Annotated in this window: 14 protein-coding genes; 9 read left to right on the top strand and 5 right to left on the bottom strand. The window is 40.9% G+C overall.

Annotated features, from left to right (window positions below):
• The first annotated feature begins 21 nt into the window (after nucleotides 1-21).
• Complete coding sequence (locus FN815_RS10990) at nucleotides 22-543, top strand: DUF6992 family protein (protein ID WP_142454691.1); 522 nt, start codon at nucleotides 22-24, stop codon at nucleotides 541-543.
• A 12-nt stretch (nucleotides 544-555) separates the two neighbouring features.
• Here the strand turns inward: FN815_RS10990 and FN815_RS10985 are convergent, their stop codons facing one another.
• Nucleotides 556-1116: an RNA polymerase sigma factor gene (locus FN815_RS10985; protein ID WP_142454690.1), complete on the bottom strand. Its 561-nt coding sequence runs from the start codon at nucleotides 1114-1116 to the stop codon at nucleotides 556-558.
• Between the two features lie 593 nt (nucleotides 1117-1709).
• On the opposite strand from FN815_RS10985, the gene FN815_RS10980 reads away from it, so the two are divergent.
• From FN815_RS10980 to FN815_RS10970, 3 genes are all read left to right on the top strand, one after another.
• Nucleotides 1710-1889 (top strand): hypothetical protein, encoded by a 180-nt coding sequence (locus tag FN815_RS10980; protein ID WP_142454689.1) that lies wholly within the window; start codon nucleotides 1710-1712, stop codon nucleotides 1887-1889.
• Nucleotides 1890-1946: 57 nt separating this feature from the next.
• Nucleotides 1947-2126 (top strand): hypothetical protein, encoded by a 180-nt coding sequence (locus tag FN815_RS10975; protein WP_142454688.1) that lies wholly within the window; start codon nucleotides 1947-1949, stop codon nucleotides 2124-2126.
• 86 nt (nucleotides 2127-2212) lie between these two features.
• A complete protein-coding gene (locus tag FN815_RS10970; protein ID WP_142454687.1) occupies nucleotides 2213-5329 on the top strand; it encodes a CHAT domain-containing protein in 3117 nt (1038 codons plus the stop codon).
• 277 nt (nucleotides 5330-5606) lie between these two features.
• On the opposite strand, the gene FN815_RS10965 is transcribed toward FN815_RS10970, so the two are convergent.
• Nucleotides 5607-6350, bottom strand: coding sequence for a tetratricopeptide repeat protein (locus tag FN815_RS10965; protein WP_142454686.1), 744 nt, complete (start codon nucleotides 6348-6350; stop codon nucleotides 5607-5609).
• Nucleotides 6351-6642: 292 nt separating this feature from the next.
• Between FN815_RS10965 and FN815_RS10960 the strand changes: the two genes are divergently transcribed.
• Nucleotides 6643-8100, top strand: a complete 1458-nt coding sequence (locus FN815_RS10960) for a TlpA family protein disulfide reductase (protein ID WP_142454685.1) — start codon at nucleotides 6643-6645, stop codon at nucleotides 8098-8100.
• Nucleotides 8097-9266, top strand: coding sequence for a glycoside hydrolase family 3 protein (locus FN815_RS10955; protein WP_142454684.1), 1170 nt, complete (start codon nucleotides 8097-8099; stop codon nucleotides 9264-9266). The genes FN815_RS10960 and FN815_RS10955 overlap by 4 nt, the downstream gene beginning before the upstream one ends.
• A gap of 444 nt (nucleotides 9267-9710) precedes the next feature.
• On the opposite strand, the gene FN815_RS10950 is transcribed toward FN815_RS10955, so the two are convergent.
• Complete coding sequence (locus tag FN815_RS10950) at nucleotides 9711-10613, bottom strand: SMP-30/gluconolactonase/LRE family protein (RefSeq protein ID WP_142454683.1); 903 nt, start codon at nucleotides 10611-10613, stop codon at nucleotides 9711-9713.
• Between the two features lie 75 nt (nucleotides 10614-10688).
• Here FN815_RS10950 and FN815_RS10945 point away from each other — a divergent pair, with 75 nt between their 5' ends.
• Nucleotides 10689-11342: an HD domain-containing protein gene (locus FN815_RS10945; protein WP_142454682.1), complete on the top strand. Its 654-nt coding sequence runs from the start codon at nucleotides 10689-10691 to the stop codon at nucleotides 11340-11342.
• 324 nt (nucleotides 11343-11666) lie between these two features.
• Here the strand turns inward: FN815_RS10945 and FN815_RS10940 are convergent, their stop codons facing one another.
• Complete coding sequence (locus tag FN815_RS10940) at nucleotides 11667-12311, bottom strand: EcsC family protein (RefSeq protein WP_221930306.1); 645 nt, start codon at nucleotides 12309-12311, stop codon at nucleotides 11667-11669.
• A 145-nt stretch (nucleotides 12312-12456) separates the two neighbouring features.
• Between FN815_RS10940 and FN815_RS10935 the strand changes: the two genes are divergently transcribed.
• Together FN815_RS10935 and FN815_RS10930 are read left to right on the top strand one after the other, a co-directional pair.
• On the top strand, nucleotides 12457-12993 hold the full coding sequence (locus FN815_RS10935; RefSeq protein ID WP_142454680.1) for a DUF421 domain-containing protein: 537 nt from the start codon (nucleotides 12457-12459) through the stop codon (nucleotides 12991-12993).
• Nucleotides 12994-13205: 212 nt separating this feature from the next.
• Nucleotides 13206-14321, top strand: coding sequence for an AI-2E family transporter (locus FN815_RS10930; protein WP_142454679.1), 1116 nt, complete (start codon nucleotides 13206-13208; stop codon nucleotides 14319-14321).
• Between the two features lie 16 nt (nucleotides 14322-14337).
• Here the strand turns inward: FN815_RS10930 and FN815_RS10925 are convergent, their stop codons facing one another.
• On the bottom strand, nucleotides 14338-17082 hold the full coding sequence (locus tag FN815_RS10925) for a S9 family peptidase (RefSeq protein WP_142454678.1): 2745 nt from the start codon (nucleotides 17080-17082) through the stop codon (nucleotides 14338-14340).
• Nucleotides 17083-17251 lie beyond the last annotated feature (169 nt).

The raw sequence follows: 17251 nt of genomic DNA, 5'->3' as shown, positions 1-17251 counted from the left end.
ACGCTGTTACACGCTCAAAACATGCCTTTTGAGGCCGATTTTTACGCACAAAAATCACAACAAGTTCAAAAAAAGGGTATGATTTTACTGGGTAGTTGGGCTACGTTGAATATTTTATCGGGATCAACAGGGTATTTTTTGAGCGAGAAAAGTCCCAGATATTTCCACCAAATGAATGCCGCATGGAATCTTGTTAATCTTGGAATTGCTGGTTTTGCTTACTATCAAATCGCACAAAACGATGTATTATCCTGGAATTATTCTGAGTCTTTACAACAGCTTCAAAGCTTAGATAAGATTCTGCTTTTTAATGCCGGCCTGGATATCGGTTACATGGCAACGGGAGCCTGGCTCTGGGAAAGAGGTTTGCGAAAAGATTCCAATCGACTGATAGGGTATGGAAAATCTTTGCTTTTGCAAGGTGGCTTTTTATTTGCATTCGATGTGGTCTTATATCTGTTGCACAGCCCTTTAACCAACGGCCTAATAAATATATCGGATCAGCTTGAAATTACCGCCAGCGGCCTACGTATTCACTTCTAGGAAGGAATAACCCTACTGATTTGACTTTCGCTTGTAGCAATGATGCAAACGGCTCAAAATACGATGTTTACGGGTGCGTACGTTCGCATTTGAGATGTCAAATTTCTCGACAGCCTCTTGCGTACTTGCATATGGCTTGTCAATAAAGTACTCGATAAATTCACGTGACTCATCCCTTAATTCATCCAGACACTCTTCTAATATCCGCTGACGCTCTTTATCCAGCAAATTTTCATACTGCTCTTCGGGGTCATAGATATCTGTAAAAGCACTGTCATCGTAATCAAACCGATGCTGTCGCTTTTTATATCGGTAGAACTCGTGTTTGCATGATTTGATCAAATAGCTGTAGATATATTGGCTGTTCTTGATATTATTCTTCCGTATCTGCTCAAATACATCCAGGAAAGCTTGTTGCACACATTCCTTTGCTGCATTACGATCAGCCTTGAGAGAAACCCGTAAATAATCCTCTAAACGTGGTATTACTTCCGATAACAGCTCGCTGGCTTTCTCATCATCTCCCTTTTGGAGTGCCTCTACGAGTTCTGAATAATCAACTCTATTTGCCAAACTAACCAACTATAGTTTTTGAAAATTTCAATTCCTTAATTGTATTCTCCTTATACGAATACAGACAAGGTATACTAACGAACTATTTAGTTCTGATTCATTTTACCTGTTAATAATAAGTTATTTTTTTTGAATTGTTAATGCTTTTTGGAAAGGAAGTGGCAGCTATGAATATTAAAATTTAGATTAAATGTGTAACAAATAGGAGTTTCAATACTCTTATGCTTAAGTATAACTGTGTTTTTGCCAGATTATAAAATTTTAGAAAAAATTGTAACAAAACGGCATTGAAATACTCTTGTACTTAACTATCACTACATTTTAAAATTAGTGATTTACGAAAATTATCAATAAGTAGAACTAATACGTTGGCTTTGGTTATGGGACTTTTGGGCTTTGAGCCTTTCGAATTTAATGGCATTACAGTATTGAAGGACACTATAAATGCCACAACCACTTTAAATCTTTATGACAATTATCAGGGATATCATAATTATGATGCACCCTTTATCCAACACCATATACCTGCCAAATTTCTTCTTGATACCATCATTTTAATTACAACACATATAACCATTTCAAACTTAAACACCATGAAATCACTTAAATCTATCTTCGCTATCCTCGCCATCGCAACCCTGTCTTTCGGATGTGCTTCCGTTACCGACGCTTCCCTGAACGACGCCGACCAGCCTGACACCGAAATCACTGCCGACGACGCTGTTTTTAACGGTGGAAACGAAATGGATCCCGTTATCGAAAAACCCTGGTAGTCAACAACAACTCACGCTCATTACATCACACTCTTTTAATCAAACCCTTGTATCACCATGAAAGCTCTCAAGTCTATCTTCGCTATCCTCGTCATCGCAACCCTGTCTTTCGGATGTGCTTCCGTTACCGATGCTTCCCTGAACGACGCCGACCAGCCTGACACCGAAATCACTGCCGATGACGCTGTATTTAACGGTGGAAACGAAATGGATCCCGTTATCGAAAAACCCTGGTAATAAGATCAAATACCTATCTAATCTAAATTGAATTCGATAAAATTTTAAGTAAATTTAAATCTAATTTGGATTAATTGTCTCCTCCTTTGCTATACATTATCATTGTTATATTTTCATTTTCATCTTTTTCTTCTGTAGACAAAGACTCTACTAACCTTGATAATGAAATTAAAAAACAACTTAACGGGTTTATTGAGAATGTCGAGAGAAATGATCTGTCTATTCTAAATTTTTGGGCGATCAATGAAATTGCACAGACAAACTGTCAGGCATTAAGAATTGTCAAATCTTCTATTGATGATCATACCAGCTTTGATGATTACAAGAGTAAATTGTCTTGCAATAATGATAAAAATACTTTTGACAGTCTCACTATAAAGCATTTTTGGCCTAAGTCTCATCAGCAATTGTACTATGACATAATTGACAATAAAACTGATATTACTGAAAGAGAATTGGGGTTTCTAGAAGCTCCTTACCTTCACCTCAAATTACTAATGAACAGAAATCATAGTAATTATTATACAGAGGAATATTTATTGAAAGCATTGGAAACGTGGGACAATTATATCGAAAATAATAAGACCAAAAAGGATTTAGAGTATTACTTGATCGTTTCAGAAGCTACTTGGGTTGCTTTTATGTTGGATGAATACAACTTGGTTAACAAATATTCCCAAGACATAATAAACTCAGATATATTACCTATCTCCAACTTTTTATACAGAGTATATAGTGCCATTGATTATTCATATTTTTTTCTTGACAGATATGACAAATCTTTGGACATCCAAAGAAATTATTCTCTTCCACTTGCAGAGTACATTGGAGATAAAGACGAAATAAAGCAGATTAAAAAGCGCCAAGGAGTATATCTATATTCTTTAGGAAAATATGAAGAATCTAAAAATATCTATGAAGACATTTACAGAAACAATGGGCAAAGTGATTTTTATATTTTCACCAACCTTGGAATCAATTACTATCGATTAGGATATTCGAATAAATATATTTCATTTCAACTAAAAGCATTGGAACACGATGCTGCAAATTATAAGAATTTACTAAATGTCTATAGAAACCTTTTTCTTTACTATACAAATGCCAAAGATATTGCTTCTGCTCTGACTTATATTGAAAAAGCAAAAAATTTAGCTTTAGAAAATGCTGATACAACAGAATTAGCACTTATTGATTCATATTTAGGGACTTTTTACTGGTCTACATACAAAGATCAAGAAAAAGCTATTCAGCATTTAGAATCTGCAGAAGAGATTTTAAACGTTGATAATAATTATTCCAAGTACATACAGTTGCTTGTCCAGAAAGGGTTAATTTATATAAAAACGGATTCTTTAGAAAAAGCAGAACTCGTTTTTGATAAAGTTGTAAAGTTATCGTTATCTAAGTCGGATACTCAAAAATATCTACAGGGAATCATTAACAAAGCTTTAATAAACCTTCAGCAAAACGAAATAGAACAAGCATCCGAGAAACTCAATGAAATAGAACTATACTCATTAGACATCTTAGATTTCCCTACTCTCACTACTTATTTCAGAATTAAATCTGAATATCTTCTTAAGGAGAATAACTACAGAGGTGCAATTAGCACACTAGCCCCTGTAATCCAGCAGATTATAAGTTTGTCAAAAAATAATACCGATTCTCAAGAAGGGTATTGGTCCGTTGAAGAAGAATATCTTGATGCTTTCGAATTGATGGTAGATTTATACTTAGAGAGCGGAAATCCGGAGCAGGCGCTAATTGTGTTGGATGAATTGAAAACCATTAACGATGCCTCTTTATATAACAGTCCTTTGGTAAAGGCCGCCAAATTAACTGAACAGGAACTTGCAAAAGAGAAACGATTAAACAATCAATTACAGAATCTTAGAAAGAAATATCTTAATGCTCCTGAGTCAAATCGTTTTGCTATAAAAACTGAAATCGAACGTGTTTCTGCAGAACGTGAAGAGATCTTGGCAAAGATTAATGTAGCGGCGGAAGAATCCTTACCTCCGCTTTGGAAAATACAACGGGCTATTGAAGAAGATGAATTAGCTCTTCATTTCACTGAATTGGGCGAACATTTCTATGTCACCATGATTACTTCTGATGACGTAAAGGTTCGCAAACACGATTATCCTTTCAGTCTTCAACAGAGGTTCTCTTCCATCGGAGACGAAATTGCTTCAGGTAAAACCAATTTGCAACATCTGTATGATCTGTATCAAAAATTAGACCTTGATGAAGTTCCAGCATCTATTTCAAAGATTTCAATCATCCCTGATCAATTTATTTACCGTATACCTTTAGAAATTCTGCCAACTCATAAACCTGACTCAGATTATAGTTTTGGAAGTACCAAATACTTGATCGAGGATTATCATATAAGCTACTTTAATTCATTAGCAGAGTTAGATGCTAACCGACGGATTTTTGATATCAATACAAAGCAGGATTTTACCGCTTTCGCCATTTCTGATTTTAGTGAATTTGAATCAGCTGACCTTCCCTCGTTACCTTATGCTACAGAAGAAACTAAAGATATTTACGGTGCATTAAATTCTTTAAAAAGTAAAAAAATTCACATTGGTGACGCAGCAACTAAAGAAACTTTTAAAGAGGAAATATCTTCTTCCCGAATTGTTCATGTGGCCACTCACAGTGAAATCTCAGAACAAGATCCGCTTTTCTCTACCATCTACCTCAAAGGAAGAGATAACGCTGATTCGTTAGAATCTGAACAGGCACTCTATGCTTATGAGCTTTTCGATACTCCGCTGAACAGTGAATTTATAATGCTGAACTCCTGTAGTTCGGGTTCTGGCAATTATATGCAGGGCACCGGAATTCTCGGTATTAGCCGCGCATTAAGATATGCCGGTGTCAAAGGTATGGCTCTTAATTTGTGGTCTGTTAATGATAAAGTTGCTGCGCAGATTTCAACGGATTTCTATCAGTACCTGGATGAAGGGCTACCTAAACATGAGGCCATGCGTAATGCAAAACTAAATCAACTAAAGTCGGCAAACGCAAATCCTCACTTCTGGGGAGCTTACATGATGATTGGCAATCCGGCCCCCATTACTTCCAGAAATAATCATCCCATGTTTCTTTATAGCTTGCTTGCCGCCACCATCCTGCTCTCCGGTTATATCTCATACAAGAGAGAACGCAGAGGAAAATCCTGGTTTTAAGACAGGGCAGTTTAATATCTATATACAATCCAATTAATTCTGTATAATTATTTATCGCCTGTTCTAACAACATCCTAAAAAAGATTCCCATCATTATAGCTTTCTCTCGGTGTTTCGATCTAGCCATGTGGACATTAATCATATACATCATAAACATAAAAAAGCTGAAAATCACTTTCGTGAATTCAGCCTTTAATAATAGTATCGGTAATTTGCAGGTCTCTCTTTTAAAGTTATGTTTTGGGTGATTTAATTTACTATCGAATTTCTTCAGGTATTATTCAGAAACGCTACCCAAAGCGTCTACGTAGGTTTTAGCAACTCGGCTGTATGCACCGTTCAGCTCATAAGCTCTCTGAAAAGCCTGTTCTGCATCTTCCAGCCTGTCTAACTGAAAATAAGTATTACCTAAAAGCCAATAGCCTTTTTCAAGTGTCAAGGCCTCAACATCCTGTTGCTGTACAACTAACTCAAAACTATTAACTGAGGCAAGATAATCACCTTTATTATATTGAATAGAACCTAAACTTAGCGCAATTTCTGCTTTGGTTTGAGAATCTGAGGTTTCGCCCAACTCGTTTTCCAATAAGCCAATCGCTTGCTCCACTTGTCCATCTGTGGCAAGCCGAATTGCTTTACGAACTACTTCATTTGTTACCGACTCAGATACGCCTTCTGTATTTCGTATAACCTCAAGTCCAATATCAGATAATGGGCTTACCGTTAAATTTCCAGAAGAATCCATATTCAATACCCCTAAAGTGGCAGTAATTAATATAACAGCGGCAGCTGCAGCATACTGCATTGCTCTTTTGATCGAATAGATGTCTGATTCAGGTTTTTCAGATCTTCTCTGTTCAACAATAGCTTTTACATTAGCTGCACTTTTCATGTAATCTAGATAATAGTCGTCCTGAATCAGTTCAGCCCATAAATCATCGGCAGCCTCAGCATCCAACTCACCGTTTATGTAGAGATCTATTTTCCTCTCGAGGTCTTTATTTGCTTTATTTTCAATCATTTTCGTTCATTTATATTTACCAACAGTGCCACAATAGCCATCATGTCACCGGGCTTGCTTTCAAGCAACAATTTTATAAACCCAATAGCACTATAAATTTGTTTAGCCCATGTTGCGGCTCATTTAGTAACAAGAGTAAGCAAACCGCTGATTGTTACAAATTTTTTTCATTTTTTTTTGAATCTACCCGCATAAGTCATCTTATATTAGTAAACACCATTATTTAGTACTTAAATATTAAACCTTTCTTCAGAATTATGCGTTTATATGTTGATTTAAAAAATAGGACTATATGAAAAATATCAGACTAAGTGCCCTGCTTATATTTACCTCTATCCTATCTATTGGTTGTGGGGAGGATTCAGCCAGTATTGATGGTAACATCGATTATATGGGAGATACACCATTAATAATTGAAGAAAGCCCCATTCACTATAAGTATGCCCCACTTCAGCAGGATACCATCAACGTTGATGCAAATGGTGACTTTCAATACCAGGTTATAGCTGAAAACCAAACCCTCCGATACATACTTATTGAAGATAATTCGTATCCGGTAGTAATAAATGACAATCAGGAACTAAACATTCAGATTAGGCGGGCAGATTTTCCTCAAGGCGTAACTGTAGAAGGCTATGAACAAGCATGGGATCAAAATTACCAGCAGTATCTGCAATCTATAGATGGTTTATCTTCTCGGATTTCAGAAGAAGTGGAAAAGAGTAAAAATGGAACCTCAAATAATTTGACCGATCTCAGCCAGCAAAAGGTTGACGCTGCTCATCAATACCTTTTTGATACTCCGTTAAAAGAATATTACTGGAAAGCACTCGGTGAACACTTGGTTTATAAAATTCGCACTATCGAATACAACGGACGTCATCTGGATAATTTTGACTCAGATTCCGCTCGAAAGGCTGTTTTTGCTGAGGCTAAAACCCACAACTTTTTCACCATCGAATCCCTTAAAGCTCAACGCGCCGGTATCCGGGACTTTGCGCATTATTATGCACGTACTTTTGGTATTTATGATAGCGTGAAGGCAGCCTATGGAATGGACCTTTCTGAATATGACATCAAGCAATTGGCCTATGAAGAACTAAATGAGAAGCGCCTGCAGGTGCTGGATTATATTGAGAGCCGCGATGCCCTGGCCCATGCCCGCATGTACCTGGTAGCTGAACGAATCGGCGAGCAAGGTATTGAAATTGCCAAACCCAGTTACGAAGACTATTTAGAGGAATTCCAGGATTATCCCGAATACACTGAACTTTTGACCTGGTTCTATAATGAAATCAAATCTGTTTCTCCGGGTCAGCCTGCCGTACCTTTTGCTTTGCCTGATCGTGAGGGAGACATGCACACCATGGAAGACTACCGCGGTAAGTTTGTATTGCTTGATTTTTGGGCGGGATGGTGTCAGCCCTGCCTGGATGAGTTTCCTCATATGAAAGATATCTACCAGGAATATTCACGGGATGAGCTGGAAATCATCGGGATCTCCAACGAAGCCGATAGCTTGGTATGGCTGCAGGATATCAACCGGCTGGATTTACCCTGGCCACAACTTTATGGGGGCGATGGCTTCCAGGAAGAAACTTTTAAAGCGTACAAAGGCGGAGGCATCCCTTTTTATGTTTTAGTTGATCCGGATGGAAATATTGCCCGCTATAACGATATCCGCCCCTCTTTTAACTTCCGCACGGTACTTGACAGTCTCTTATCAACCCGACAACATATGAACCAATGATTCGAATAATCGCTGTTTTACTATGGCTGGCTGCCTTTTCCTTTTTGGGATGCGCCCAGGAAAATCCCAAGGCTGATCATGAGGATGAAATCATCCCGGCAGAACGCCTGGGGCAACTTATTTTGGTTGGTTTTAGAGGCACCGAGCTGACCGAAGACAGTCCCGTTTATGAAGACCTTACCGAGCGAAACATAGCCGGAGTGGTTCTCTTTGACCGTGATGTGATCACAGGTAATCGTAGCCGGAATATTGAAGATCCCTCGCAACTGATGCAGCTTACTAACGACATCATTGCTTCTGCTCCGACCTCTCCTATTATTGCCGTGGACCAGGAAGGTGGACTGGTGAGCCGCCTAAAGGAAAGCAAAGGCTTTCCGGAGTCCGTATCGGCAGAGTATTTGGGAAATTTGGATAATGAAGATTCAACACGGCATTATGCCCGCATCATGGCGCAGGAATTTATGGTAGTGGGAACAAACACCAATTTTGCGCCGGTGTTGGATGTAAACACCAATCCCGATAACCCGGTTATTGGCAAATTGGAACGCAGTTACTCTTCCAATCCCATAAAAGTGGCCGAACATGCCGGCTACACTATCGATGAGTACTCCAAGGAAGGCATGTTAAGCGTATTGAAGCATTTTCCCGGACATGGCAGCTCTACCACCGATAGTCACCTTGGCTTTACCGATGTAACAGATACCTGGTCAAAAGAGGAGCTAATTCCCTACCGGGAACTGTTTGCCCAAGATACTATCCGGGCGGTAATGACAGCCCACATTTTCAACGCCAAGATTGATTCGGTTTGGCCGGCTACGCTGTCAGATAAAACCATTAATGGCCTACTAAGAGATTCGCTTGGTTTTGAAGGCGTAGTGTTTTCGGATGATATGCAGATGGATGCCATCCGGGAAGAATATGGGTTGGAGACCGCAATCCAGCAGGCGCTGAATGCCGGCGTGGATATCCTGATATTTGGAAACAACCTGGTGTATGAAGAGGATATTGCCGAGCGGGCCATCGGCATCATCCAAAAATTACTCCGTGAAGGCAAGGTAGAAAAAGAAACCGTTGAAAAAGCCTTAGCCCGGGTTGATGCACTCAAGGAAGAAGTCATTGCCCCGCTGTGTTCCTGCATGGATTTTCTGAATGATCCGGAGAATTAATTGGGATGAGTTGGGTATCCTTTTATAAGGCTACATTTGAATGGAATGCGGATGACACGGATTGGGCGGATAAGTGAAGAAAAATTATAGAAAAGCTTCGCCCAGTGGCATTTGTTGACATTTGTTAATCAGATGTTGGGTATTGTATTATTCGTGTAAACCTGTGATATCAATAATAATTTTTAATACGGTAATGAAAAATATCACAATGCATCAATAATCATCACAACTATCACAGTTCAAATCAGTTTCAATCCGCAAGATCAGCGTCAACCGCGTCCTCATTCCAATGTTGAATGCAGGCATAGAACGCAGATTAAGCTAATAATCACAGATTTTTTGTGCCTATATCCAACGTAGGTCGGGCAGATTTGCCCGACCATTGTAGAAAGCAACCTACCTGCTATATTTTGTAAGGACGGATAAATCTATCCGTCCTACTGTTTACCACCAACCGTTGACGTTCATCTCAAGGGTGTAGATGCCAGTCGGGCTGGTCATAAATAAGGTTTGATTTCCTTCACGTCCCCAGTCCAGATTGGTTACAGTTTCCGGGGTTTCGATATGGGTAAGCTTGTTTCCTTCTGCATCAAAGATATGAATGCCTCCGGGTCCTGTTGAATAAAGATTGCCGTTTTCATCTACTACCATGCCGTCAGCAGCACCGTTATTGGTGGCCGGACCAACTTCGGCAAATAGACTCCCTTCTGATACCGTGCCATCATCATCTATATCAAACACATAGATTTGTCCTGTTTGCGTATCGTTTACATAAAAGCGGCTTTCATCAGGGGCAAAAACTAATCCGTTAGGAGTTTCAAATTCATCAAATAAAAGTTCAGCTTCTTCCATACCATCCTTCCAGCGATATACCCCGCAGAAGTCAAGTTCCCGATCTTCAGGCTGCACTCCGTAGGGAGGATCGGTGAAATAGAGGGTTCCATCCGAAGTGACCATCAGATCATTTGGGCTATTAAACCGCTTGCCTTGATAGGAATCAAGCAATAAGGTTGTATTTCCTTCCGCATCCAATTGAGAAACTTTACCCGCGTGTTGTGCAATCACCATCCCCCCATGGAGATCGTCAGTAATGCCATTAGAATTCCCTGAAGGGTCCAAAAATATGGTTTTCTGCTCTTCTGGAGTCCACTTAAAAATTTTGTTTGCAGGAATATCGCTATACAATAAAAACCCATCTTCATGCCAAAATGGTCCTTCCGTGAATTGATGCCCTGCTGTAATTTGTTGAATTTCAGCTCCTTCTTTAACAAGATCTTGTGCTTGAACAAATCCTCCAAATGAAACCAACCCAATAATTAGTAAACTCCGATATACAACCTTTTTCATAACCCTTTATTTAGTTTATTGTTGATTGTGAATGTAATTAAAACATTTCGGTTCCAAAACCTATAATACAAAGAGATGAAAGAAACTGAAATTATTTCAAAAACTGAAGAATATGTACGCAAAACACTGGAAGGCGAAGGCACCGGGCATGACTGGTGGCACATCCACCGGGTACGAAATATGGCCCTGAAGCTTGGAGAAAAAGAATCGGCTAATCTCTTTGTGGCAGAGCTGGCTGCTCTCCTTCATGATATTGCTGATCATAAATTTCATGAAGGTGATGAAGATATTGGTCCCGCTACCGCGCGAAAGTGGCTAAAAAGTTTGGAAGTCGATGATCGGGTCATCGATCAGGTTTGTGATATCATACGAGGTGTCTCCTTTAAAGGATCTGAGGTGGAAACACCTATGAAAACCATAGAAGGTAAAGTAGTGCAAGATGCTGACCGCCTGGATGCTATCGGGGCCATAGGTATAGCCCGGGCTTTTGCTTACGGCGGCCACAAAGGGCGCGCTCTTTATAATCCCAACATCAACCCGGAAAAGCATACTTCGTTTGAGGCCTACAAAAAGAGCAACGGCCCAACCATCAATCACTTTTATGAAAAATTATTTTTGCTAAAGGATCGAATGAATACCGAATCTGCCAGAGAAATCGCGGAAGAACGTCACCGGTTTATGGAAGAGTTTTTCAACCGCTTTCTTAAAGAATGGTCACAACAGAAGTAAGCTAATACAGAACGACTGTAATAACCAAACTCTGGATCCAAATTACATCTTATTTAGCGTGAGTTCGAGATAAGAAATAAGTTGCTCCGGCCTTCAGGCCGGTGAAAGCGTATCTATTTTGTAAAGAACCCGAATTGTGACGGTATTAAAGTCCATACGTTGGTCGAGGGTTGGCGGCAAGAATTGTAAAGGGTCATACAGCCAAAGCTTTGAAGAACGTGTATGCTCGTACATCCATTGGGGCAAAGCTTTATTTTTCTTGTTTTCTTCACCTGAAGGCCGGAGCAATTACTGTAAAAGTTGAGATGTTATTTCGAACTCAGGTTATTTAGCTTCTATTACGGTTACTCCACCGTACCACCTTTTAAAGTATTCATTCTTATAGGCTTGCTTAAGGCTACTACTGGTTTTCCGAGCAAAGGAGTGGTTTAAAGAAGCACCTATTAATCCCCCAACAACGGGTATTAACCTACCTGCACTTCGGCTTGAAATATTCTTACCCAATAATTTGGCAGTTTGTACGATTAGTTTCAAAAGAAGACTTTGAGAAGCTTGCTTGGTTCCTGCCACAGCACTGGCTTTTAAAAAGTGTGGTTTTAAAGTGGCTTGAGCAACAGCATTCAGTCCGAGTGCCTCAAAATATATATCCAACATTTGCTCCTTTTCAGCCGGGTCCTCCCCTTCGAAACCATTCAGTATGGCACATTGCTGAGCAAGCCTGTATAAACGGATAGAAAAGGAGATCAAATCCATTCCGGATAGCGCAGCAGAAGTGGCAACGCCCCCAATACCTGCGGTTAAACCACTAAGGGAACTTTCAGTGATATATGATTCCTGATAATCTTCCACCACCTGCTCAATCAAATGATACTGATTATTCATGTTGCGAAAGTCTTCTACCTTATGTACCTCTAAATGGTGTTCGCTCCGGGCATGATTAATTACATCCTCAGGGTTCACAAATAACATAGAATCTCTTATTGATTTGAACATGTAGCTCCTCTTCAATGCTCTTTCACTTTTAAATGTCAGTTTTTCGGACCATTTTAACCGTTTATGAGTTAGAATAAGAGAAGTTGCACAATACTATAAACTTACTTCAATACCACGACTTATGGACTTTTCCTGGATCAATACTTCCCCAACCTCATTGCTAATGGTTCTCATTTCCTGCATAGGGATCTATGTCGCACTTATCATTTATACACGGATTGCCGGACTTCGTTCCTTTTCCAAAATGTCCAGCTTCGACTTTGCCATAACCGTAGCTATCGGTTCCATCATTGCGAGCACTATTTTGACTAAAAGTCCGCCTTTATTGCAGGCAATGATTGCGCTTGGGATACTCTACGCTTTGCAAATGTCGGTAGCCTCCCTCCGAAATCATTCCAGTTTTATAAGTGACCTCGTTGACAATAAGCCTCTTTTGTTAATGAACGGTACCCACATCATCGAGAAAAACATGCAGAAGGCTAAAGTTACTCACGATGATCTACGGGCGAAATTAAGGGAAGCCAATATCACCCAACTGAGCCAGGTAAAAGCCGTCGTTATGGAGGCTACCGGGGATGTTTCTGTACTCCATCACCACGATTCGGAACATCAGCTGGATTCTGAGTTATTAAAAGAAGTAGAAGGATATTCTAATTAACCTGCGTTCGAGAAAGAAGTTAGTAGAAATCGGACAAATCAGAGCTTTAAGGGCATCCCCGAAAAAGCCGAGAGCTAATAGTTGTTTTGAGGTCAACTTTTGATATTTAACAAAAAAAGATTCCAGGTCTGCGCCATGGAATAACCACAGAGAGAATTATCCTTAAAAAAATCACATACACAAACTTCTAAACGACACATAACAGCGTATTAATGGATCAAGAGCAAGAGAGAGCTAACCACACGTATTCTTTCCTGAAAAAGGTTTTAATTGTTGTGCTAATCGTAGTGTCAATAACGCTGCTATTGATGTTTGTAGGCCGTGCTATAGATACTCTGTTAGTCATTTTTGCAGGTATTCTACTCGGTGTTATTTTTCGTGCCGCCCGTGATTTTATCTACAAAAAAACCGGGTTACCTAAAAGCCTTTCGTTAACCGGCGTTGTCCTATTCGTGGTTTCTTTGTTTATGGGGATGGCGTACCTGTTGGGGCCCAGGGTGTATCAACAGGGACAAATGCTGTACGAAGAAGTACCCGAAAAATGGGAGGAAATAAAAGTACAAATCCGTCCATACGGATGGGGCAAAGAACTGGCCCAGGAGAATCCGCACTTCCGTGATTTCTTTGAGGATGAAACCGATCAAACCGGTGAGGATTATGACATGACCAAAAGCATCCTCAATTTCTTTGGCAACCTCACCACTATAACTGCCGCCTTTTTCCTCATTTTCATTACTGCCATCTACATTGCGGCAGAGCCTAAATTATATACCGAAGGCTTTATTCGGCTCTTCCCTCCCGGCCGCAGACAACGCGTGAATGAAATTATTGATGAAATTTCGCTAACCATCCAACGCTGGCTGGTGGGACAGGTATTTTCAATGTTAATTCTGGGTACGCTAACTACCTTGGGACTCTGGTTGTTAGGCATGCCCTACCCGCTGTTATTGGGAATATTTACAGCGCTAATGACTTTCATCCCAAACTTAGGCCCCATTATTGCCGCAATCCCTACCCTGCTGCTTGCCATAACCGAGGGGATTGAGCTAACCATTTACGTGGCTATTTTTTACACCTTTGTACAGTGCGTTGAAGGCTATTTTATCACCCCGATGATTCACCGGAGAGCCATATCAGTCCCGCCGGTGCTCATCATAACCTGCCAGTTTTTATTCTACTATCTACTTGGATTTTTGGGCGTGCTCTTAGCCATGCCCCTTGTAGCCTGCGGTATGATCATTGTAAAACGTCTGTACATCCAGGACATCCTCAAAGATCCTATTAATATGCCCGCTTCTACAAATCTCGAAGGGAAGAACATTTTCTGACTACTGTGACAGAGGCTTACTCGCCGCTATAAGCCTCTCCTTCCAAAATCCAATCTGGTTGGCCTACACCCTTCAGGTAATAATCGAAATACTCCTTCATTCGAATGGCATAGTCCAATTTATTCGGAAATTTTTGGGGATGATGCGGTTCATCATGATACTGCAGAAATACCACATCTTTATTGTAACGGCGCATAGCCAGATACAATTCAATGCTTTGGTACCACGGCACGGCCCCATCGGCATCCCCGTGCATAATCAACATGGGCGTTTTGATGCGATCGGCATAAAATACCGGAGAATTTTCGATGTATTTGAGCGGAGCGTCCACCAGCGTTTCTCCAATACGGCTTTGTGTTTTTTCATACTGAAACTGACGGGCCAGCCCAGATCCCCAGCGAATGCCACTGTAGGCACTCGTCATATTACTGACCGGGGCGCCGGATACCGCTGCATCAAAAATATCCGTTTGGGTAACCATAAAGGCCGTCTGATAGCCACTCCAGGAATGTCCGTGCAGCCCCAGTTTATCCTCATCGGCAATCCCCATTTCAATTAGTTTTTGAATGCCCGGCACCAAACTCTTGGTAGCCGCAAAACCGGGTCTACCGATTTCAAACCGAATATCCGGAAGAAATACTACATAACCGTCGCTCACGTATTGGGCAAACACCGGGCGATGGTTTGTTTTTGGCTCGTTAAAATCATGCAAGCGATTAGTGAAAAACCGGTAATAATAGGTCATGATGGGGTAGCGTTTCTCAGGATCGTAATTATCCGGCTTGATGACAATCCCCTGGATAAAAGTTCCATCCACGCTTCGCCAATCGATCAGCTCGGCACTACCCCAATTCCATTTTTCTTTGAGATCGTCATGCAGGATTGTCAGCTGCTCGGTTTGCTTAAACTCCCAGTTATTAGCCACCCAGATGTTTGGAAATTCGTCATACGCCTCCCGTTTATATAGCACTGCATTGGCATCCTTGGCTTTCTCCACAAAGGTGAATTTCTTGTCTTCTTCCAATAACCGGCTTGCTCCAGAGCGATTGGCATGGGCAGAGTAAAAGCCAAAGTTTTTGTTCAAATCATGATAAGAAGTCAACAGCAGCTCTTCGTTGTTAGCAAAGGCTTCGTCCCATTTCTTATTCATCCGCTCAATGCGAAAGATTCGTTTGTTTTCCCGACCTTCCCCACCGGTAATGTTTTTGGGTTCCCCTCCATTGGTTTCAAAGCGCCAGACGTCATACTTGTCATAAATCAGCACGGCCCGGTCGTCTTCAATCCAGCCCGCTAATCCATAATCAGGTACTCTGGATGGATAATCATGGTCTTCATCATAAAATGGCACCTCAAGATCACCAGTCAGGTTCCTGCTTTCTCCAGAGCCGATATCGAGCAAGTGCCAGTCTTTGTCAGCGTAGTACACAACGAACTTCCCTCCCGGCGACAGATACGCTCCTTCCGATAATTTTTCGGCAATCAGCTTACGCTCGCCGGTTTCCAAATCCACGTGATACCAATCATTGAAAAAGCCTTCCCAAGTCATTTCCTTTAAGTAAGGTTCTTGAGAACTGCCAAGTACGACGTCGGGATTATGAGCCACTCGAAGGTCCGGCATCTCGTGATCAGCCAATTGCACCCACTCGTTTTTATCTAAGAGATACACCGCGGTGTATAAATGATTTTTGCGCGACTCCCAGCTTTTCTTTTCATGAGGTTTGATTCGGGAATCATCGCCGTGCCAGATGTCCAAACCGCGTTCTTCCACAATATCATTAACATCATACACCGCCGGAGTTTCATTCTCTTCCTCTTTTTGGGCATTTATCGCAGCCATTTCGGCATCCATCAAACCAAAAAACAGACGGTTGCCATCGTTAGTAAATGTGAGCTCATTGTTGGATCGAAGGACAAATTCATCACTCGCATCTCCCTCAGAAAATAGTGTCGTTAGTGATTCATTTTCGGCATTCCACACATGCAGCGAGGCATCACTTTCTACATACGAAGTATCATAGCTTGCCTTGGTAAACGCCAGTTTTTGTTGATCATAATCCCAGGTCAGATTGGTGTAATAGCCGCTTGCACTGGCATCTACGGGTATGGTTTCTTCGGTATTCAAATCAAATAAGAATAGCCCGTTTTCTTCATCCGTGGTGTCTACCACTGAATACGCCAAGTAATTGGAAAGACTATCAAACGCCACTTCATGCACAAAAGGAAAGCTAAATTCCGTACCCGATTCTAACTCACGAAGCACCAGCTCCGAGCCAAGCTTCTTATTCTCAGATTTTAACTCTTCCACTTCTTTGCTTTGCAGGTGATGGATAGCCAACCACTTACCATCTTCCGAAAACTGAAATGCTTTTACGCTGTCAAACTGCACTATTCCTCCATCAGCCGTAGACAAAACAGAGAGTCCGGGCTGAGGCTTATCCTTACTATCTTTTAGCTGATCGGCCAAGGGCACTTTACGCTCGGCAGCCACCCATTTTCCTTTCGGGGTGATTTTAGGGGAAGCTCCCAGGTTAATGGTAAAAGTCTGGCGGCCATCAGTGCTCTTCACTTCTACCACCCCATCGCCGCGGTCGGGCCATACTTCATAAGCCACCCAACTACCATCAGCCGAAAGCTCAATATCCCCGATATCCTCAAATTTCATTACATCCTGGAAGGTAAGTACGCCTTGTGCCTTCAAAGAAGTTGAAAAAATAAAGCCAAGTACTATCAGCAAAAAGCTGACATTTTTAAAAAATCGCATAAAAATCCCGTTGATTGAAGTTTCTGCTCAAATAACGGGCATTCAGCTCTTAGTTGAAACCACCGATAGATATATTTTGAATTATTTTACCCAAAAAAAGAAAACTGCGAGCTATCAGAAAAGCATCTAAAAAGAAAAAAAGGCCTTAATCAAAAGACCTTTTTTCAGC

This window comes from Gracilimonas mengyeensis, from assembly GCF_900182705.1.
GTDB lineage: Bacteria > Bacteroidota > Rhodothermia > Balneolales > Balneolaceae > Gracilimonas > Gracilimonas mengyeensis.
The sequence above is the reverse complement of the archived record's forward strand: the minus strand, read 5'-3'. Positions and strand labels throughout refer to the sequence as shown.